This window comes from Diaphorobacter sp. HDW4A (genome assembly GCF_011305995.1).
Classification (GTDB): Bacteria; Pseudomonadota; Gammaproteobacteria; order Burkholderiales; family Burkholderiaceae_C; genus Diaphorobacter_A.
In genome coordinates this window covers 6321248-6339973 of the sequence record NZ_CP049910.1, presented here as the reverse complement: position 1 = coordinate 6339973, position 18726 = coordinate 6321248, and the positions used below count along the sequence as shown (strand labels likewise).

Genomic DNA, 18726 nt, shown 5'->3' with positions numbered 1-18726 from the left:
AGAGCGCGTTGAGGGCGTCAGCCCATCAGCGAGCCGAGATGGCGCTCGGCGGCAATGTTGATGGCCTGCACGTATGCCGCGCCGATGGTCACGTTGCCCGCGCGGGCGTTCTCCTGCGCTTGCACCGGCGTGCGCGCACCGCACAGCGCAATGTCGATCTTCTCGGCTTCGGTGGTCCAGGCGATCATCAGTTGCGCGAAGGTGCAGCCGACGCGTGCGCGCAGCGGCTCGAGTTCGGTGAAAAAGCGGTTCAGGCGCTCGCGGTTCTCGCTTGAGAAACGCGGGTTGTCTTTACGCTGGTCGTCGCCGCTGAACTGCCGCGCAGCATCCATCGGGCCTGCCAGCAGGCCGAGCGCTAGCGACGAGTAGCCGATCACCGAGACGCCATGCTCACGGCAGATCGGCACAAGGTCGGATTCGATGCCGCGATCAATCAGGCTGTAGCGCTCCTGAATCGCATCAACCTGCCCATGCTTCAGATACTCGCGCAGTGTGGGCGCATCGATATTGCTCACGCCGATGGCGCGTATCTTGCCTTGGCGCTTGAGCGTCAGCAGCGCATCCATGGTCTCGGCCACCGGCGTCGTTGCATCCTGCCAGTGGGTGATGTAGAGGTCGATGTAGTCGGTGCCGAGGCGCTTGAGACTCACCTCCGCCTCATGGACAATCACGTCACGGCCGAGATAGCGGTAGACCGCCTTGCCCTCTTCGTCGAAGAAATGCGTGCCTTTCTGCTCGTGCCACACGAGGCCGCACTTGGTGGCGATCACCGCGTCGTGTCGACGCCCTTTGACGGCCTGCCCCACGAGCTCCTCCGCATGGCCGAGCCCGTAGGCCGGTGCGGAGTCGATCATGCGCACGCCCGCATCGAGCGATGCGCGGATCGCCTGCACGGCGGCTGCGTCATCGCTGCCCCCCCACATCCAGCCGCCCATGGCCCAGGTGCCCAGACCCACGGGCTCGCACTGCACGTCGGACTTTCCCAGATTCACCGTCTTCATCGGGTTCCCTTTTTCACGTTCATGAGATGGTCGACCGTCACGGCCGCCAAAAGAATCAGCCCCTTGATCACGTCCTGCCAGTACGGCGACACGTCCAGGAGAATCAGCGAGCTCGTCACCACCGACAGCAGCGCCAGCCCCAGCACTGCGCCGAGCACCGTGCCCGAGCCGCCCTTGAGGCTCGCACCGCCGATCACCACGGCGGCGATCACATTGAGTTCCATGCCCGCGCCGAAGGTCGGCGTGGCCGCACCGAAGCGCGCGGTGTAGATCACGCCCGCCAGCCCCGCCATGGCCGAGCACAACACCGTCACCCAGAACTTCACATGGCCGGTGCGGATGCCCGAATACAGCGCGGCCTTCTCGTTGCTGCCGGTGTAGAACACCTTGCGCAAGAGCGACGCGCGGCGCAGCAGAAAGTCGCTCACCAGCACCAGCACGGCGAAGATCAGGATCACCACCGGCATGCCGCCGATCGATCCCTGACCGATGAACTTGAACTCGGGTGGCAGCGAAAACAGCGACTGCGGCGTGCCCTGCGTGAGCGCCAGACATAGCCCGCGCACAATCACCATGAAAGCGAGCGACGCGATGAAGTGACTCAACCCGATGCCGGTGACGCAGCCGCCGATCATCGCGCCGATGAGCGCGCAGCAGGCAATCGCGATCAGGCTCGCCGACCAGGGGTCGAGCCCCAAGAGAAACAGCTTGCCGGTGATCACCATCGCAAAGCACACGACCGATCCCACCGAAAGATCGATGCCCCCGACGATCATCAGCACCGTCATGCCGACGACGACGATGCCCTCGATGGAGAACGACAGCAGCATCGCACGGATATTGTCCCAGGTGAGGAAGTGCGGCGAGGCAAAACTCATCGCCACGCACAGCAACGCGATGATGAGCAGCAGCCCCGCTTCGCGCATGTTGGACAGGCGCATGCGCCGCGCGACTGGTCTCGCGGCTGAAGCGGCACTCGCCTGCGGCAGGTTCAGCGCCTGCGCGCTCGCAGCGGTGTGGGTGGTGGAATTCATGATGTGTGGTTCTCCTCTTCGCTGAGTCCCGATGCAAGGCGCAGCAGGCCTTCCTCGGTCATTTCTTCCGATGGCACTTCGCCGGCGATCTCGCCTTCACGGATCACCAGCGCGCGATCGCACAGGCCGATGATTTCCGGCAGCTCCGACGAAATCACGATCACGCCCACGCCCTGATCCGCGAGGCGGCGCAGGATGTGATGGATTTCCGACTTCGCGCCCACGTCGACGCCGCGCGTCGGCTCATCCATGAGCAGCACACGCGGCTCGATGGCCAGCAGCTTGGCAATGGCCACCTTCTGCTGGTTGCCGCCCGAGAGGCTGCCTGCCTCGGTCTGGGCATCGTGCGTCTTGATGTTGAGACGCGCGATCAGCTCCTGCGCAAGGCGCGCCTCCTCCGACTGGCGCAAGAGGCCGAGCTTGCTGCTCACGCGGGCGAGCGCCATCGAGGCGATGTTTCTTGCCACCGGCAACTCAAGGAAAACGCCAGCCGCCTTGCGGTCCTCGCTCAGGTAGGCGATGCCGTGATCGAGCGCGTCGCTGTATCGGCGAATCCGCAGCTCCTGGCCTTCGAGCAGCACCGTTCCGGCACGCGCGCGGCGCAGCCCGCAGAGCGTTTCGGCCAGTTCGCTGCGGCCTGCGCCCATCAGCCCAGCAATGCCGAGAATCTCTCCGCGCTGCAGCGCGAATGAGACCCCGTGCACCCGCTCGCCATCGCCCAGCTCGCGCACTTCGAGCAAGGGCGTGTTCGCGTGGCGCGTCGCCAGTTCCGCACGTTTGGGCGGGTAGTAGTTGCCCAGATCGCGGCCCACCATCGCGCGCACCAGCGAGTCAGGCGTGAGGTCCGCGATATCGGCGCAATGCACATCGCGCCCGTCCCGCAACACAGTCGCGCGGTCGCAATGGCCGAAGATCTCGGCCATGCGGTGACTGATGTAGATGATGCCCATGCCCTGTCGCTTGAGCTCGTGCAGCACGCGGAACAGCGCGGCCGATTCGACCTCGGTCAGCGCGGCGGTCGGCTCGTCGAGGATCAGCACCTTGCAGTCGAGCGTGAGCGCCTTGGCGATCTCCACCAACTGCTGGCTGCAGATCGGCAGCTCCTCCACGCGCGTCTCTGGCGCAATGTCCTGCCCCAATCGTGACAGCACCTCGCGTGCACGGCGATTCAGGCCGGCATAGTCCATGAGCGTGCGGCGGCTTGCGCCGACCTCGGACATGAAGATGTTCTCGGCCACGCTGGCATCGCCGCACAGCGCGATCTCCTGATGCACGAGCCCGATGCCAAGCCGCATCGCATGCGCCGGTCCATCGATGCGCACCACCTCGCCGTCGAGCGCGATCTCGCCCGCGTCGGGCACGTGGATGCCGTCGCAGATCTTCATCAGCGTGGACTTGCCTGCGCCGTTCTCTCCGCACAGCGCATGGATCTCGCCACGGCGCAGCGCAAAGTTCACTCCGGCCAGCGCACGCGACGCTCCGAAGCTCTTGGTGATGCCGCGCAGCGCAAGCAGCGGCCTCTCGTCCAGACTCATTGACACCTCCTCACACCCAAAGGGCGGGCCGCGCACCCGGCGCGCGACGGCCCGCGAGACCCATCACTCGTTGATGCCCTTGGTGCCACGGCGGGCCAGATACTTGTCCCAGTAGAAGTCATCGGCATTGGCCTTGCTGACCACCGACAGGCCATTGTCGAGAAACGGAACGGACATCGGATTGGTGCCGTTGCGCTTGGCGTCGTTCATCGGGTCGATGAGCTGCTGGTTCCTGGCCATGAACAGCAGCATCATTCCCATGTATCCCTGCACGCCCTGATTGGGGTTGATGGAGCCGAACACATCGCCTGATTTGATCATGTCGAGGATCTTGGCGTTCACGTCGCAGCACATCACGCGGATGTTCTTCTTGGATTCCAGCTTGGCCTGCGCGGCCCCCATGGCGGAGTTGGCTTCGGGCATGAAAATCGCGCCGAGATTCGGGTTGGCCTGCGCCAGACTCAGCGTGGCCTGATAGGCCTTGTTCGGGTCCTGATTGCTGGCCGCGCGACCCGCGAGCTTCATGCCCGGGTGCTTGGACTTCATGCGCTCCACGAAGGCCGAAATGCGGCGGTCGTGGTTGTCTTGTCCGGGGTTCTCGAGCAACGCGTATTCGCCCTTGCCGCCCATCGCGGCGGCAATCGCATCGGCTGCCTGCTGGCCTTCACGGTAATTGTCGGAGGTGACGAAGGACACCCGCTTGGAATGGGGCGAATCGGCGGCGAAGGTCACCACCGGAATCCCCATCGCCGCCGCGCGGTTGATGGGTTCGATGAACGGATCGGGGTTCATCGGGTGCAGCAGAATGCCCGCCGGTTTACGCGCCAGCTCCTGCTCGAACGAAGCGAGCTGCTTGTTCACGTCGTACTCCGGCGTGCCGCTGTAGCGCGTCTTCACGCCCAGCGTGCGACCGAGCTGTTTCATCATCTCGTAAACCGGGAACCAGTACTCCACGCCCGACACCATCACGTTCATCACGTAGGTGTCGCCCGCGTTGCCGCGCAAACCGCCAGCAGCAGATGGCTGCTGTGCCATGGCGCCGCTCGCGCCGCCCATCATGCCCGCACCCGCCAGGGCCGCAGTCTTCAAGAAATCACGCCTCATTGCCGTCTCCTGTGTCGTTGATTGGCCGGGCCCACGCCACTTGCCGTTGATTGCCTGACCTCTTGCACATCCGCAACGTTGTCATGACATTGATGCAATGTATCTGAGTCATTTTTATGAAACAATCTAGGGAAAACACCACTGCGTCGCGATTTTTATTGAGTAACGATGTTATGACATGAAAACAAACATCTTCATCGGTATCGACATGGGGTCCACGGGTTTGAAGGCGGTGGCTTTCGACGCGGGGAGTGGCGCAAGTCTGGCAGTCGCAGGGGATGCGCTCACGCACCGGCGCAGCAGCGGCGGTGGCTGCGAGCTGACGGCACAGTGCATCCACGACGCGCTGATGCAGGCGCTGGCCAGCATCGCGCAGCAACTGGGTGAGCAGCGCGTGCGGCAGATCGGTGCCATCGCCTGCACCGGGCATGGAGCCGGGCTGTATGCGCTCGATGCCCACGGCGCACTGCTGCGCGGGCTTGCGGTGGCATCGACGGACCAGCGCGCATCCCACCGCGCGGCGCAACTCGCGCAGCAGCAGGGTGCGGCGCTCTACGAGGCCGTGGGTTGCCAGCCCTGGTCCGGACAGCCCACGCAGGTGCTGGCCGAGCTGGTCGCACGCGGCGACATCGATCTGCCGCAGATTGCGCACCTCGTCTGCGCCAAGGACTACCTGACCTGGCTGCTCACTGGCGTGCTCGTCACCGATGCGAGCGACGTCAGCACCGCCGGCCTGCTGTCACTGACCACGGGGCGCCCCAGTGAACTGGCCTTCGAGGTGGTCGGTCTGCCGGGACTGCAGTCAGCCCTGCCGCCGCTCGTCGACAGCGGCACGCAGATCGGCCGACTCACGCCTGATGCTGCAGCACAGTGCGGGCTGCCAGCAGGCATTCCGGTGGCTGCAGGCGCCATCGACCTGCTGGCCTCGCTGCATGCGGTGGGCGCAGCCGCCGTCGGGCAAGCCGTGGCCGTGCTTGGTACCTGGTGCGTGAATGCCGTGATCGCGCCGGTGCGCGAGCCCAAGCCGCAAGTAGGCGCCATCGTGCGCTTCGGGCCGCCCGATCAGCGTCTTTATCTGGAGAACAGCCCCTCGTCGATGGCCAACGTCGCGTGGCTGGCGCGCACGCTGCAGTTCGAGAGCGCTGCGGCCGTCGTGGAATGCGCGATGAGCGTGCCGCTCGGCGCGGACGGACTGCGCTTCGCCCCCTTCATCAACGGCGGTGGTTCGCCCGCGCATGCCAAGGCGGGCTTCATCGGCCTGTCCAGCCACCACGAGCGGACGCACATGGCGCGCGCGGTGGTGGACGCGGTGCTCTCTCAGCACAGCGTGCATCTGCAACATCTGGCCGCCTGCGGCCTCGGATCACCGGCACGCGTAGCCGCACTTGGCGGCGGCGCACGCGATGCACGCATGGTGCAGCTGCTGGCATCGCTGCTCGGTCATCCGGTGCAGCGCTGTGGCGATGACGAGACCGGCGCGCGCGGCGCAGCCCTCTATGCGGCGCAGTCGCAAGGCGCGCCGACGGCGCCACTGCTCGCGCGCTGCAGCACGATCACACCCGATCCGCTGCAGGCCACCGCCCACGCCCGTTTTCTGGCGGACTACGCCGAGCTCATGCACTCGCTCACACCCGCCTTCGCACATCTGTACAGGGCCCACCAATGAATCCAGCAACCGGCACCAAGTCCACCGCGTACACCCGCCCGGCCGCACTGCATGGCCGACATTTCTCGACGGTCATCGTCGGCGCCGGCATCAACGGCGTGGGCGTGTTCCGCGACCTGAGCCTGCAGGGCCTCGATTGCCTCGTCATCGACAAGGGCGACATCGCCAGCGGCGCGAGCAGCGCGCCCTCGCGCATGATCCACGGCGGCCTGCGCTATCTCGAGCACGGCTCGTTCGCGCTGGTGGCCGAGGCCACGCGCGAGCGCAATCTGCTGCTGCGCAACGCGCCGCATCTGGTGCATCCACTCAAGACCGTGGTGCCGCTGTCGCAGCGTCTGGGCGGGCTGATGGATGGGGCACTGCGCTTCGTCGGCGCATCGGGTGCGGGCAAGTCGCAGCGCGGGCTGTTCGTGGTGTCGCTCGGCCTGCGTCTGTATGACCTGCTGGGCAGCAAGCAACGCGTGATGCCCCACCACCGCATTGACCGCGTGAGCCCCGCCGACAAGGCGCTGCTGCGCGATGGCGTGCGCTGGACGGCGGCGTATTTCGATGCGTGGATCAGCCACCCCGAATGGCTGATCCACGAACTCATCGCCGATGCCCACGTACATCACCGTGCCAGCATCGCCGCCACCTACTGCCGCGCCACAGGCTGCAGCGGCAACCGCGTTCAGCTGCGCGACGAAATCACAGGAGAGACAGCCGAAGTGAGCGCCGACAGCATCGTCAACGCGACGGGTGCGTGGCTCGACCACAGCGCCAACATGCTGGGCGGCGCGACCGAACGCGTGATGGGTACCAAGGGCTCGCATCTGATCCTCGACCATCCCCAGCTGCATCGCCAGCTCAACGGTCGCATGGTCTATTTCGAGGCCGCCGATGGCCGCGTATGCATCGTCTTTCCGTTCATGGACCGGGTGCTCGTCGGCTCCACCGACATTCCCGTCGACGACCCTGACACCGCCACCACAGAGCCCGCGGAAATCGACTACCTGCTCGACGTGCTGCACGAGGTCTTCCCTCGCCAGAGCTTCCATCGCGAGCAAGTGCTCTACACCTACGTCGGTGTGCGCCCGCTCGCCCGCGCACCCGCCGACCAGCCCGGCCAGATCTCGCGCGAGCACAGCGTCGTCACCGAGCCGCCGAACGCCACGCGTCAAGTGCCAATGATCTGCCTCGTCGGCGGCAAATGGACCACCTTCCGCGCGCTCGCCGAGTCCGCATCGGACCAGGTCCTGCAGGCCCTCGCCCGACCCCGCGTGCAGTCCACCGAGGCGCTTCCCATCGGCGGCGGAGCCCACCTCCCGACCGATGTGACGGCCAAGCACCAGCTCGCCATCGCGCTCGCGCAGCAACACCATATCAGCCAGGCACGCGCGCAAACCCTGCTCTCGCGCTATGGCACGCGCGCCAACGAAGTCGCTCGCAGCCTACACGCATCGCACGACGACCGCCCGCTGATTCACGCGCCCGACTACTCCAGCGGCGAAGTGCGGTATCTTTGCCATGTGAGCGGCGTGGTGCATCTGGACGATCTGGTGCTGCGGCGTACGGTGCTGGCCATTGGTGGACGTATGAACGCGGCCCTGCTGACCGAGCTGGCGACGATTGCCGCCAAGGCGCTGGACTGGAGCCCCGAGCGTGCCCAAAGCGAGCTGACGGCCTGCCGCCGCCTGCTGCAGGAACGCCACGGGGTGGAGCTGGAAGCTGCAGAAGCGCCCGCGACGAGCGCATCCGCAGCCAACCTGCCCAGCCAGTTGCCTGCCGCATCCGTTGCCGCACACGCCACCGCTCACCAACCTGCATTTTCACCCTCCGTGCCGACATGACCGCCGAAATCGAAACACAACCCATACAGCAGTCTCCCGCACTGGACCGCAACGCCAGCACCCCCCTGTGGATACAGTTTCGCGACGTGGTGCGCGCCAACATCCTCGGCGGCGTCTGGGCCACCGACGCCAAGCTGCCCACCGAAGCCGAGTTCGGCGAACAGTTCGGCATCTCGCGCATCGTCGTGCGCGAAGCGCTGGCCGAACTGGTACGCAGCGGCCTCATCTACAAGATACGAGGTCAGGGCGCCTTCGTCGCCGCCCGCGAACGCGATGAGGATTTCGTCTCCACCGTGCTCGGTTTCTCCGACGAAATGGCCCGCAAGGGCCTGACCGTGCGCACCCAAGTGCTGGAGCAGACCCTGCGCGCGCCCACTTTGCAGGAGGCCCGCGCCCTCGAACTCAACGAGGGCGACAACGTCATCGCCCTCAAGCGCCTGCGCAGCGTGGACGGCGAATTGCGCCTCCTGGTCGAAACCACCATCCCCGCCGACCTTGCCCCCGGACTGCAGCGCGCACGCCTCGAAAACCGCTCGCTCTACGATGTGCTCAAGCGCCAATACGGCCTGCGCATCGTCCGCGCCGAGCGCTGGATCGACGCCGTGCTGCCCGACTCTGACACTCGCATCCTGCTGGAACTCACGGACCACGAGCCGCTGCTGCGCATCGAGTCCATCGCCTACAGTGCCAGCGGGCGGCCGGTGGAACACTACAAGGCACTGCATCGCTGCCAGTCGAATCGCTTGCATGTGAAAACAACAACGTGAGGGATCTCCGATCCCGTAGCGGTGAATTCTGAAGTGCCGACATGCAATGGCAGAAGGCTGTCACCATGGAAAAAGGGAAAAGAAAACGCGAACTTTTCCGACACTCTCAGTCAAAGTTCAACGACCCCGCTCAGCAGGCTCCCACCTCACAATCCCGAATCCGCCGAAAACCCCACAGGTTTTCGTATTTCAAGGGCTGACATGGGTGAACAACACCTCGAAAAGCAGTGATGTTTCCTTGATAAATGCTTGATCAGAATGCTCTTTTCGCTATTGCAATCAGAAAATTCATACCCAAGTAAAAAAGTTGGGAACTTACGCCTTAGCACTCACTCCAACAGAGTGCTAATATGAACCGAAATGGTGATGAAAGGATGTCTCTAATGAACCTGCAAGCTGCATCCACCTCGACGTCTCTGGCGCCCGCTAACCCTTGGGCACTGGTTCCGCCGCTGGGGAATCTGGACGCTTATATTTCCGCCGTGAACCGCCTGCCTCTGCTGACCGCCGAGGAAGAGCAGACGTATGCCCGGCGCCTCAAGAATGATAGCGATGTGGACTCCGCTGGCCGTCTGGTGCTCTCGCACCTGCGTCTGGTGGTTTCGATCTCGCGCCAATACCTCGGGTACGGGCTGCCGCATGGCGACCTGATCCAGGAAGGCAACGTCGGTCTGATGAAGGCCGTCAAGCGTTTCGACCCCGATCAGGGTGTGCGCCTGGTGTCCTACGCCATGCACTGGATCAAGGCCGAAATCCACGAATACATTTTGAAGAACTGGCGCATGGTCAAGGTGGCGACCACCAAGGCCCAGCGCAAGCTATTCTTCAATCTGCGCTCGATGAAGCAGGGTTTCAAGGCCGATGCTGCCATGGACGATGCTGCCGTCGTGCGTGACACGTTGTCCGACCATGAAATCGATATGGTGGCGGCACAGCTGAATGTCAAGCGCGAAGAAGTGATCGAGATGGAAACCCGGCTCTCGGGTGGCGATGTGCTGCTCGATCCGGCTCCGAGCGACGACGGCGAGCAGGCCTTTGGCCCGATCGCCTATCTGTCGGACGCGAGCCACGAGCCCACGGCCATGCTCGAGAACCATCAGCGTGACCGCCTTGCCAGCGATGGCATCGCCACCGCGCTGGAGAGCCTCGACGAACGCAGCCGCCGTATTGTGGAAGAGCGCTGGCTGAAGGTGAACGATGATGGTTCAGGCGGCATGACGCTGCATGATCTGGCCGCCGTCTACGGCGTGAGCGCCGAACGCATCCGCCAGATCGAAGTGGCCGCGATGAAGAAGATGAAGAAAGCTCTGGCCGAGTACGCCTGAGCCTCCTTGCCCTCCTCCGCTCACTGGCATGAGGGCGATAATTGCAAGCGCGCAGATCCGTTCAGGGCCTGCGCGCTTTTGTTTTTGGTGCAGATGAAGACAAGAAAGATTCCATCTCCATGTCCCACTTCCCGATGGCCCGCCGCAGCATTCTGAATTTGACGGCAGCGATGCTTGCGCTGGCAGCCCTGTCCAACTCAGCGTTTTCAGCTACTACTACCGCGGCCTCCACCGACTCCACACCCGGATGGCCGAACAAGCCGCTGCGCATCGTTGTCGGCTTTCCCGGCGGCTCCTCGCCCGACCTGACGGCGCGCACCTTTGCCGAGCCGCTGTCCAAGGCGCTCGGCCATCCGGTGATCGTGGAAAACAAGGTCGGCGCGGGCGGCAACATCGCAGCCGACTACATCGCCAAGTCGCGCGACGATCACACCATCGGCCTGTTCATCAACGGCAATCTGACCATCGCCAATCTGATCAACAAGCGCGTTCCGTACAACCCGCAGAAGGATCTGGCGCCGCTCACGCTGGTAGGCGTATCGCCACTGGTGCTGACCGCCCCAGTGCATCTGCCTGACGCACCCGACGGCACGGACGCGCGCGCGTTCCTCGCCGCCGCCAAGAAGTCAGGCGACAAGTGGAGCTACGGCACACCCGGCGTGGGCACTGTGGGCCACATCGGCACAGAGCTGATGAAGGCACGCACCGGCATCGCGCCTGTGCACGTGCCCTACCCCGGCTACCCACAAGTCGCACAGGCGATGCTCGGCGGCCAGCTGCAGATGGCCCTGCTGCCACCGGCCTTGGCGCTCGCACAGGAAAAGGCCGGCAAACTGCGCCTGATCGGCGTGACGGCTGGGGGACGCAGCACGCTGGCACCGGATGTGCCAAGCCTTGCCGAGGCAGGTGTGCCGAATCTGAATCTGGAAATGTGGAACGCTTTTGCTGCGCCGGCGACGATGCCTGCGAATCTGCGGGCTCGGCTGTCGAATGCGTTGATCGAGATTGCTCGGTCGCCCGAGGTGCGAGCGAAGATGTTTCAGCAGGGGTGGCAGGCGGTGGGGTCTTCACCTGAGGGGTTGGCCAATCGGATCAAAGCCGATACTGCTGTGATGGGGAAGATCATCAAGGATCAGGGGATACGGGCTGAGTAAGGTTTGGCGGACCTTTTGCCGCTTTTTGGTTCTGTGGGGTGGTTGCTTACGGAGGCCGGGACTGCCCCCGGCGGGGCAATCACTTTTTGCTCGCGCGCAAAAAGTAATCAAAAACGCGCTTTTCAATACCTCCGGCGGAACTCGCGGCGTTCCTTCGTCACTCTGCTCGGACAACCGCCGGAAATCAGTCTGGAAGAGATGTTTGCGGCACATCGCTTCGCTCGTGCCGGGACGTTTATGGAGTTGGGTTAAGAGGTACATGTCCACTGCTTTTTTGAGCAAGGATGCTCGGGTTAGCAGCAAGCAAATCAAATCTCACAACACCAGCACACCGACATCTCGCGAAGTCGCGAGATGCGCGCCACGAGCGAAGCGATGTGCCGAACATTCCTCTTATGAAACCTCTGACTCGCGGCGGTTGTCCGAGCGGCGCGCGCAGCGCAAAGCGAGTTCTGCCGCGGGTATTGAAAAGCGCGTTTTGGGTTACTTTTTGCGCGCAAGCAAAAAGTGACTCCGCCGCCGGGCGGAACTCCCGGCCTCCGCTCTCAACCCAACAGCAGAGACCAATAAATCAACCAGAAATCAACCAGAAATCAAAGCCTTCACATCAGAAAAAAGCGCCTGAGCCCCAGACCCATACCGAGAATAAACCCGGAGATTTCCCTTAGGGTCATAAATGAAGCTACCCGCCGAATGGTCCATCGTATAGCTCGTAGCCGTCTTCCCATCCACCTTCTTGTAGTAGATCTTGAAATCCTTCGTGAGCGCAGGAAGCTGCTCCAGCGACGGAATCAACCCCACAAAGGTCGGATCGAAATTCGCCATGTAAGCCTTGAGCACTTCCGGCGTATCACGCTCAGGATCGACGGTGATGAAGACGCCCTGCAGCTTGTCGCCATCTGCACCTAGCGAGCGCTTGACCTCGGCGAGTTCGCTCATCGTCGTGGGGCAGACGTCGGGGCATTGGGTATAGCCGAAGAACACCACAACCACCTTGCCCGCGAAGTCCTTGATATTTCGCGGCTTACCGTTCTGGTCGGCAAGTGGAAAGTCCTTGGCGTATTCCGCGCCAGTCACGTCGATGCCCTGGAACTTGGGCGCCGAAGGAGTGGATGGCGAGCACGCCGCCAGCAGGGCGAGCGAAGCGGCGGCTGAGCCCCAGCGGGCGAGTCGTTTCAGGGCATCACGCTTGTCGTTGTACATACGCTTGGGAATCATTCATTTTTCTCACAGAACATAGTGATCGACCAGCAACGCTGCGAACAGTGCGCTCAGGTGGATCAGGGAGAAACGGAAGGTCTTGCGCGCGAGCGCATCGGAATAGTTACGCCAGAGCTTGAAGCCGTACCAGCAGAAGCCAATGCTCAGCACCACGGCCGCTGCCAGATAGATCCACGAGCTCATGCCGTAGACAAACGGCATCAGACAGCCTGCGAACAGAATGATGGTGTAGAGAAACACCTGCAGCCGAGTGAACTCGTTGCCGTGGGTGACGGGCAGCATCGGCAGACCGGACTTGCGGTAGTCCTCGACGCGGTAGAGCGCCAAGGCCCAGAAGTGCGGCGGGGTCCACAGGAAAATGATGAGAAACAGGATCAGTGCCTCGGGGCCGACGTGGTCGGTCATGGCAGCCCAGCCGAGCACGGGCGGCATGGCGCCCGATGCGCCGCCAATGACGATGTTCTGCGGTGTGAGCGGCTTGAGGATCACGGTATAGATCACCGCATAGCCGACGAAGGTGGCAAAGGTGAGCCACATGGTGAGCGGGTTGACCAACACGTACAGAATGGCTGAGCCGATGGCGCACAGCGCCGCCGAGAACAGCAGCGTCTGCACGTTGGAGAGCTCGCCCTTGGCCGTGGGGCGCCAGGCGGTGCGCTTCATCTTGGCGTCGATTCCCTGCTCGACGATGCAGTTGAAGGCTGCTGCCGCTCCGGCCACTAGCCAGATGCCGGCGCTGGCAATTGCCATCAGGCCCCATTGCCCCAGACTAGGCATGCCGGGCACGGCGAGCACCATGCCGATAAAGGCGCAGAACACGATGAGCTGCACCACGCGTGGTTTGGTGAGCGCGTAGAACTGCGCAAAACGCGAAGGCAGGTGCACTGCAGCGGTGGCGGCTGCAGACTTGGGCGCTGCTGCCGGAGAGGAAGAGGTCGACGGTGAAGGTGAGGGAGCGGCGCTCATACGGAAACTTTCGTGGTGCTCGTGCGCACCTTGTTCTGGTCAGCTTTGGCGGAGACGGTGACCAAGCTCGTTGGGCGGCTTGCGGCCAGCCCCCAGGTCAGCACCACCAGCAATGCAGCCGCGCCGCCCGTGTGGAGCACGGCGGCGACCAGTGGCCAGTCGAGAACAACGTTCGACAGGCCCGTGAGAAACTGCAGCAGCGTGAGCCCGCCGAGCCAGCGCATTTGATCACGCAACACCTGTGCGCGATGCATGCGCCAGGCCAGTGCGATCAACGCGGCCAGCACGATGTAGGCGGCCAGACGATGCACATAGTGGATCGCAGTCAGCGCCTGAAAACTGATGTGGCTGCCATCTTTGAGCAGGCCGAGTTCACGCCAGATCTGGAAGCCCTGCGAGAAGTCCATTGCAGGCCACCAGCTGCCCTGGCAAGTGGGGAAGGTGGTGCAGGCGAGCACGGCGTAATTGGTGCTCACCCAGCCGCCGAGCAACGTCTGCAGGATCACGAGCAGGCCGGTGACGGCCATGGCGATGTAGATGCCGCGAGGGACTTCAACAGGCAACAGGTGCTTGCTGCTCAGCGTCTTGTGCACGGCCTGCACGCACAGCAGGATCAGCAGCACAGAGCCACCGATGAGGTGCAGCGTGACGATGGCGGGAAAGAGTTTCATCGTCACCGTCCACGCGCCGAACGCGCCCTGCAGGCACACCCAGAACAGCGTGAACGTGGGCCACCACGGACTAAGAGCGGGCTCGGGTGCCCTCTGCTTCTTGGCCTGATGGCGCTGCCACCAAGCACCCACGGTCAACACGATGATGAGCACTCCGACTGTCGTCGCAAGATAGCGGTGGATCATCTCCACCCAAGCCTTGCCGTGCGTGACGGGGCCTGTGGGCATGGCGGTCTGCGCAGCGGTGATTTCCGCCATCGCGCCCACGGGGCTGGAGCTGCCATAGCAGCCCGGCCAGTCGGGGCAGCCAAGGCCCGAATCGGTAAGGCGCGTGAATGCACCGAACAACACCAGATCGAAAGTGAGGAACAGCGTGAGCACAGTCAGCGCCTGCAACTTGCGCACGGGCGTATGGTGACGGTTGCGCAGCCACACACAAGTGATGGGCGCAAGCGCGATCACCAGACCAAAGGCCATCAACTCCAGCACCGGAGCAAAATCATAGAGCGGTTGCATGTCGCTCGCGTTCAAGCTCATGGCTTCACAATCTCCTCATCGCGCCCTGCCTTGTCCCAGGACGACGACGCACGCAGCAGTCGATCCAGATCGCGCTTGGCCTGCGATGCGCTCTTGCGGTCCATCTTGGCGGGAAAGCGCATCATCCAGTGGCCCATCGGGTCGACCACATACAAATGGTCTGACAGTGCCTGTCCGGCCGCTGGCTGCAGCCACTGCGCGATCATTGCGGGATCGGCACGCACCACGCTCGCCTGTGCCAGACCGGGTGCGATGTCGGCGGGAATCTGCGCCTGATCGTTCACCAACCAGACCCAGTCCATGCGCTCCTTTTCCTTGCCGAGACTCTCGCGCAACTGACGCTGCAGGTAGAGGTGGTTGCGGCAAGTCTCGTCGCACGCTGCGGGCGCGACGCTCACCAGCAGCCACTGGCCCTTCATCTCGTCGAGCGGTCCGCTCTTGCCGTCCAGCGTGGTCACCATCGCGTTCTCAGGCATCGCGTGCTGCGGCTGGATCAGCTCGCCATAGTTGCGACGTCCATCGGGGCGGATCACGTAGTAGGTGAAGTACGAGGCGATCACCGGCGCTGCGCAGACGAGCAGCACCGAGAGCATCTTCCAGCGCCCGGTGCGCAGCTGTTTGGCCTCGGCATCGGCCATGGCTGCGCCTGCGCTAGGCATGCTGTGCACGGTAAACGCGAGCGGGCTCTCGGCCGCCGCCGTCGTCTCAGGCGGACGGCTGGCTGCGTGGGCGAAAGAAGCGTCGGATGAGTTGGAACCAGACATAGAGGATTGCCACCAGGGCGCAAAGCCCGAACCATTGGAATGCGTAACCGTAATGCTTGTCGACACCGGAATCAACGGCCGGCCAATCACGCAGCAGGCCGTCGTTTGCGTCGCCCGCCGTCTGCACGACAGACAACGGCAACAGTGGGAGACCTGTCTCGGCCCCAAAGGTGACCAAGTCCAGATTTTGCCGGATCGCGGAAGCCCTTGCGCTGTTTCCGGATGTGTCGAATTCATAGAGCCGCGCCGGTCGTGCCGCCACACGGCCCAGAATCTGCACCTCGCCCTCGGGCGTGCGGATCTCCGGCAGCCGCGCGCGGTCTTCGAAATTGCGCGGCACCCAGCCCCGCTGCACCATCACGACGGACGACTGCTGCGGCGGCGCGACCGCGTCACTCAATCGCAGCGGCGTCATCACAAAAAAACCCTGACGCCCGTGCATCTGCCGATTGTCCAGATACACGGTCTTGTCAACAATCCAGTGGCCCGTGAGCTTTACCTGCCGGTGCAGCAGTGGATCGTTTTCCGGACCCGCTCTTTGCACGTCAGCAGGCAGGTCGCGAAGTTGCACGAGAAACTGCGCAGCGCCGAGCGGCGGCTCGGCCATGCGCTGGTCCATCGCCTGCTGCAACGCTTCTTTCTGCGCCGCACGCGAAAGCTGCCAACGCCCGAGCGAGGCCGTCACCGCCATGGTGGCCAATGCCGCCAGCGTGATGATCCAGAACCGCCATCCGAGCACCTGCCCGCCGCTCACTGTATTCACGTAATATCGCTCTCCATGAAATCCATCCTCGTCGCCCTCGCGTTCCTGGCCATCCTCGCCAGTCTGGGCTCCGCGCTCTTCTTCATGATGCGCGGAAAAGGCGACGACCGTACCCGCAGCAAACGCATGGCCTGGGCCCTCACCGCACGCATAGCGCTCTCAGTCGTACTGTTCCTCTGCGTGCTGATCGCCTGGAAGCTCGGATACATCCAGCCCACAGGCCTTCCGGTCAAAGCGCAATAAACAAAGCAGACAACCCAACCGGACCCCGCATCCAAACGGCAGGCCAAGCAGCGCGCACCCGCCTCGAACCACCACTCCAACGGCAAGACAGCCCCTCAGGCTAGGCGTCGAAGCCGCAGCCAGTACTCTTGTACGGCAAGGCTTCGCAACGACGCATGAGGGGCTGTATTGCCGCCTCAAAACGACCAGCCCTCGGAGCCGCCAAGGCTCCGCGATCAAAAATCAAAACACAACAATCAAACCACGAAAAAAGCGCCCGAAGGCGCTTTCCCTGATGACTGTAGGTGGGACATATAGCCCCAGCAAAGTCGTCACATCCAGTAGACGAGGATGTACAGCCCCAACCACACCACGTCCACAAAGTGCCAGTACCAGGCAGCCCCTTCAAACCCGAAGTGGCGCGCGGCCGTGAAATCCCCCTTCATCAGACGGATCGTGATGAAGAACAGCATCAGCATGCCCACAAACACGTGGAAACCATGGAACCCGGTCAGCATATAGAACGTCGAGCCGTAGATGCCGGAGTTGAGCTTGAGGTTCAGCTCGGTGTACAGGTGAAAGTATTCATAGCCCTGCACGCACAGGAAGATGAAACCCAGAATCACGGTGATCCACATGAACTGGATGCACTTGCTGCGGTGGTCTTCACGCAGCGCGTGGTGGGCGATGGTCAGCGTCACGCCGGACGTCAGCAGCAGCGCGGTATTGATGGTCGGCAGCCAGAAGGGGCCGACAGTCTGGAAGGGCTCGACGAGGCCTGCAGGCGCAGCGGTCACACCGGCCGCAATGCTGGGCCAGACGGCCTTGAAGTCGGGCCAGAGAATCGCGTTGTCAAGGCTGCCGAGTGCGGGCACCGAGTGCGCACGGGCCCACCAGAGTGCTGTGAAGAACGCGCCGAAGAACATCACTTCCGAGAAGATGAACCAGCTCATGCTCCAGCGGTAGGAGATGTCGATCTTGGTGCTGTAGAGACCGCCCTCGCTTTCGCGACGCGCCTCGCAAAACCAGTTCCAGAGCACGGTCAGCCACCAGACGAGGCCAACAAACAGCGAATACTTGCCCCATTCATGGCCGTTGATCCACTGGCTCGCGCCGAGGATCACCATGAACAGACCGATGGATGCCATCACCGGATGATGCGAATGAGCCGGTACGTAGTAGTAAGGCGTGGTGCCTGGGGTGGTTGCACTCATGTCAGCTCCTGTATCTCTCAAATTCTCTGTTATCGGTTATGCGTTGTTCTATGCGTTGCGTTCTCAGACGATCCAGTTCACCAGCGCGATCAGTCCGATCACCAGCAGAAACAGACCCAGCAGACCCACCACAATGATGTGGATCGGATTGAGCTTGTCAATGTCCTTCTGGTATTCGGCACCCTTGCGCAGGCCGATCATCGACCATGCGACGGCGCGCACCGTGCGCAGCAGCGAACCCTGCCGCTGGTGCGCTGGCGTCGCGTCGCTGCGGCTGCTGTTCTTGTCATTCGGCTCTTTCGTCGTCATTGCGCCACCCATTCCTTCGCTCATGAGCGACCTCCCGTGGCCGGGGCCACCACGGCGGCGGTCGACTCGGGTGCCGGAGGTGTCTTGCCACCCACTTCGAAGAAGGTGTAGGACAAGGTGATCGTGGTCACATCCTTGGACAGGCGTGGGTCGATCACGAAGGTGACCGGCCAGTCGCGCTTTTCACCGGGCTCGAGCGTGTACTGGTTGAAGCAAAAGCACTCAAGCTTGTTGAAGAACGCGGTCGCCTGGCGCGGTGCGTAGCTCGGGATGGCCTGAGCGGCCATGCGGCGGTCCTGCACATTCTCGAACTCGTACATCACGGTCGCGAGTTCGCCGGGATGCACCTTGAGCGAGCTCTTGGCGGGCTTGAACTGCCACGGACCACGCGCGTTGGCGTCGAACTCCACGGTGATCGTGCGGCTATAGTCCACCTGCGAGTTCTTGGGCACCTTCACATCCTTGCCCGCCGTGCCGTTGCCGGGCACCTGGCGCTCGGACAGCGAGAGGATGTTGATGCCGGTGACTTCACAGATGTGCTTGTAAATGGGGATGAGCACATAGCCGAACGCGAACATGCCCGCCGTGATCACGGCGAGCTTGCCGACCATCTTGAGGTTTTCGCGTCGCATGCTCATCGTGTC

General features: G+C 63.1%; 18 protein-coding genes. 6 read left to right on the top strand and 12 right to left on the bottom strand.

Annotated elements, in window-relative coordinates; genetic code table 11:
* Positions 1–17: 17 nt before the first annotated feature.
* From G7047_RS28785 to G7047_RS28770, 4 genes are all read right to left on the bottom strand, one after another.
* A complete protein-coding gene (locus G7047_RS28785) occupies positions 18–1001 on the bottom strand; it encodes an aldo/keto reductase (RefSeq protein WP_166311697.1) in 984 nt (327 codons plus the stop codon).
* The gene (locus G7047_RS28780; RefSeq protein WP_166312317.1) at positions 998–1942 is read right to left on the bottom strand and encodes an ABC transporter permease; all 945 of its coding nucleotides are present in this window, start codon (positions 1940–1942) and stop codon (positions 998–1000) included. The genes G7047_RS28785 and G7047_RS28780 overlap by 4 nt, the downstream gene beginning before the upstream one ends.
* Before the next feature lie 89 nt (positions 1943–2031).
* Entirely contained in the window at positions 2032–3570 is a 1539-nt protein-coding gene (locus tag G7047_RS28775; protein WP_166311696.1) for a sugar ABC transporter ATP-binding protein, read from the bottom strand.
* A 63-nt stretch (positions 3571–3633) separates the two neighbouring features.
* Entirely contained in the window at positions 3634–4674 is a 1041-nt protein-coding gene (locus G7047_RS28770) for a substrate-binding domain-containing protein (RefSeq protein WP_166311695.1), read from the bottom strand.
* A gap of 178 nt (positions 4675–4852) precedes the next feature.
* On the opposite strand from G7047_RS28770, the gene G7047_RS28765 reads away from it, so the two are divergent.
* The 5 genes from G7047_RS28765 to G7047_RS28745 all read left to right on the top strand — a co-directional run bounded on the left by G7047_RS28765 (position 4853) and on the right by G7047_RS28745 (position 11415).
* Positions 4853–6340 (top strand): FGGY family carbohydrate kinase, encoded by a 1488-nt coding sequence (locus G7047_RS28765; RefSeq protein ID WP_166311694.1) that lies wholly within the window; start codon positions 4853–4855, stop codon positions 6338–6340.
* Complete coding sequence (locus G7047_RS28760; RefSeq protein WP_166311693.1) at positions 6337–8169, top strand: glycerol-3-phosphate dehydrogenase/oxidase; 1833 nt, start codon at positions 6337–6339, stop codon at positions 8167–8169. Before G7047_RS28765 ends, G7047_RS28760 begins: the two co-directional genes overlap by 4 nt.
* A complete protein-coding gene (locus G7047_RS28755) occupies positions 8166–8936 on the top strand; it encodes a GntR family transcriptional regulator (protein ID WP_166311692.1) in 771 nt (256 codons plus the stop codon). Before G7047_RS28760 ends, G7047_RS28755 begins: the two co-directional genes overlap by 4 nt.
* 383 nt (positions 8937–9319) lie before the next feature.
* A complete protein-coding gene (gene rpoH, locus G7047_RS28750) occupies positions 9320–10261 on the top strand; it encodes an RNA polymerase sigma factor RpoH (RefSeq protein WP_166311691.1) in 942 nt (313 codons plus the stop codon).
* Between the two features lie 119 nt (positions 10262–10380).
* The gene (locus G7047_RS28745; RefSeq protein WP_166311690.1) at positions 10381–11415 is read left to right on the top strand and encodes a tripartite tricarboxylate transporter substrate binding protein; all 1035 of its coding nucleotides are present in this window, start codon (positions 10381–10383) and stop codon (positions 11413–11415) included.
* A gap of 582 nt (positions 11416–11997) precedes the next feature.
* Here G7047_RS28745 and G7047_RS28740 read toward each other — a convergent pair.
* The 5 genes from G7047_RS28740 to G7047_RS28720 are packed head-to-tail and all read right to left on the bottom strand — an operon-like array spanning position 11998 to position 16265.
* Positions 11998–12633, bottom strand: coding sequence for an SCO family protein (locus tag G7047_RS28740; protein WP_240939304.1), 636 nt, complete (start codon positions 12631–12633; stop codon positions 11998–12000).
* 9 nt (positions 12634–12642) lie between these two features.
* The gene (cyoE, locus tag G7047_RS28735; RefSeq protein ID WP_166311689.1) at positions 12643–13602 is read right to left on the bottom strand and encodes a heme o synthase; all 960 of its coding nucleotides are present in this window, start codon (positions 13600–13602) and stop codon (positions 12643–12645) included.
* On the bottom strand, positions 13599–14810 hold the full coding sequence (locus G7047_RS28730) for a heme A synthase (protein WP_240939303.1): 1212 nt from the start codon (positions 14808–14810) through the stop codon (positions 13599–13601). The genes cyoE and G7047_RS28730 overlap by 4 nt, the downstream gene beginning before the upstream one ends.
* Positions 14807–15574, bottom strand: a complete 768-nt coding sequence (locus G7047_RS28725; protein ID WP_166311688.1) for a hypothetical protein — start codon at positions 15572–15574, stop codon at positions 14807–14809. The genes G7047_RS28730 and G7047_RS28725 overlap by 4 nt, the downstream gene beginning before the upstream one ends.
* Positions 15516–16265: an SURF1 family protein gene (locus G7047_RS28720; protein WP_166312314.1), complete on the bottom strand. Its 750-nt coding sequence runs from the start codon at positions 16263–16265 to the stop codon at positions 15516–15518. Before G7047_RS28720 ends, G7047_RS28725 begins: the two co-directional genes overlap by 59 nt.
* Positions 16266–16352: 87 nt before the next feature.
* On the opposite strand from G7047_RS28720, the gene G7047_RS28715 reads away from it, so the two are divergent.
* Positions 16353–16580 carry a twin transmembrane helix small protein gene (locus tag G7047_RS28715; RefSeq protein ID WP_166311687.1) on the top strand — a complete coding sequence of 76 codons (228 nt, stop codon included), beginning with the start codon at positions 16353–16355 and terminating at the stop codon, positions 16578–16580.
* A gap of 311 nt (positions 16581–16891) precedes the next feature.
* Here G7047_RS28715 and G7047_RS28710 read toward each other — a convergent pair whose 3' ends face one another.
* From G7047_RS28710 to G7047_RS28700, 3 genes are all read right to left on the bottom strand, one after another.
* Positions 16892–17773, bottom strand: a complete 882-nt coding sequence (locus G7047_RS28710) for a cytochrome c oxidase subunit 3 (RefSeq protein WP_166311686.1) — start codon at positions 17771–17773, stop codon at positions 16892–16894.
* Positions 17774–17836: 63 nt separating this feature from the next.
* Positions 17837–18082, bottom strand: coding sequence for a DUF2970 domain-containing protein (locus G7047_RS28705; protein WP_166312313.1), 246 nt, complete (start codon positions 18080–18082; stop codon positions 17837–17839).
* Between the two features lie 20 nt (positions 18083–18102).
* Positions 18103–18720 carry a cytochrome c oxidase assembly protein gene (locus G7047_RS28700; protein ID WP_166311685.1) on the bottom strand — a complete coding sequence of 206 codons (618 nt, stop codon included), beginning with the start codon at positions 18718–18720 and terminating at the stop codon, positions 18103–18105.
* Positions 18721–18726: the final 6 nt, after the last annotated feature.

Bases quoted from the DNA above. Each gene is read 5' to 3' on its own strand.
- G7047_RS28785 (WP_166311697.1), bottom strand. From the start codon at position 1,001: ATGAAGACGGTGAATCTGGGAAAGTCCGACGTGCAGTGCGAGCCCGTG.
- G7047_RS28780 (WP_166312317.1), bottom strand. From the start codon at position 1,942: ATGCGCCTGTCCAACATGCGCGAAGCGGGGCTGCTGCTCATCATCGCG.
- G7047_RS28775 (WP_166311696.1), bottom strand. From the start codon at position 3,570: ATGAGTCTGGACGAGAGGCCGCTGCTTGCGCTGCGCGGCATCACCAAG.
- G7047_RS28770 (WP_166311695.1), bottom strand. From the start codon at position 4,674: ATGAGGCGTGATTTCTTGAAGACTGCGGCCCTGGCGGGTGCGGGCATG.
- G7047_RS28765 (WP_166311694.1), top strand. From the start codon at position 4,853: ATGAAAACAAACATCTTCATCGGTATCGACATGGGGTCCACGGGTTTG.
- G7047_RS28760 (WP_166311693.1), top strand. From the start codon at position 6,337: ATGAATCCAGCAACCGGCACCAAGTCCACCGCGTACACCCGCCCGGCC.
- G7047_RS28755 (WP_166311692.1), top strand. From the start codon at position 8,166: ATGACCGCCGAAATCGAAACACAACCCATACAGCAGTCTCCCGCACTG.
- rpoH (WP_166311691.1), top strand. From the start codon at position 9,320: ATGAACCTGCAAGCTGCATCCACCTCGACGTCTCTGGCGCCCGCTAAC.
- G7047_RS28745 (WP_166311690.1), top strand. From the start codon at position 10,381: ATGTCCCACTTCCCGATGGCCCGCCGCAGCATTCTGAATTTGACGGCA.
- G7047_RS28740 (WP_240939304.1), bottom strand. From the start codon at position 12,633: ATGATTCCCAAGCGTATGTACAACGACAAGCGTGATGCCCTGAAACGA.
- cyoE (WP_166311689.1), bottom strand. From the start codon at position 13,602: ATGAGCGCCGCTCCCTCACCTTCACCGTCGACCTCTTCCTCTCCGGCA.
- G7047_RS28730 (WP_240939303.1), bottom strand. From the start codon at position 14,810: ATGAGCTTGAACGCGAGCGACATGCAACCGCTCTATGATTTTGCTCCG.
- G7047_RS28725 (WP_166311688.1), bottom strand. From the start codon at position 15,574: ATGTCTGGTTCCAACTCATCCGACGCTTCTTTCGCCCACGCAGCCAGC.
- G7047_RS28720 (WP_166312314.1), bottom strand. From the start codon at position 16,265: ATGGCGGTGACGGCCTCGCTCGGGCGTTGGCAGCTTTCGCGTGCGGCG.
- G7047_RS28715 (WP_166311687.1), top strand. From the start codon at position 16,353: ATGAAATCCATCCTCGTCGCCCTCGCGTTCCTGGCCATCCTCGCCAGT.
- G7047_RS28710 (WP_166311686.1), bottom strand. From the start codon at position 17,773: ATGAGTGCAACCACCCCAGGCACCACGCCTTACTACTACGTACCGGCT.
- G7047_RS28705 (WP_166312313.1), bottom strand. From the start codon at position 18,082: ATGACGACGAAAGAGCCGAATGACAAGAACAGCAGCCGCAGCGACGCG.
- G7047_RS28700 (WP_166311685.1), bottom strand. From the start codon at position 18,720: ATGAGCATGCGACGCGAAAACCTCAAGATGGTCGGCAAGCTCGCCGTG.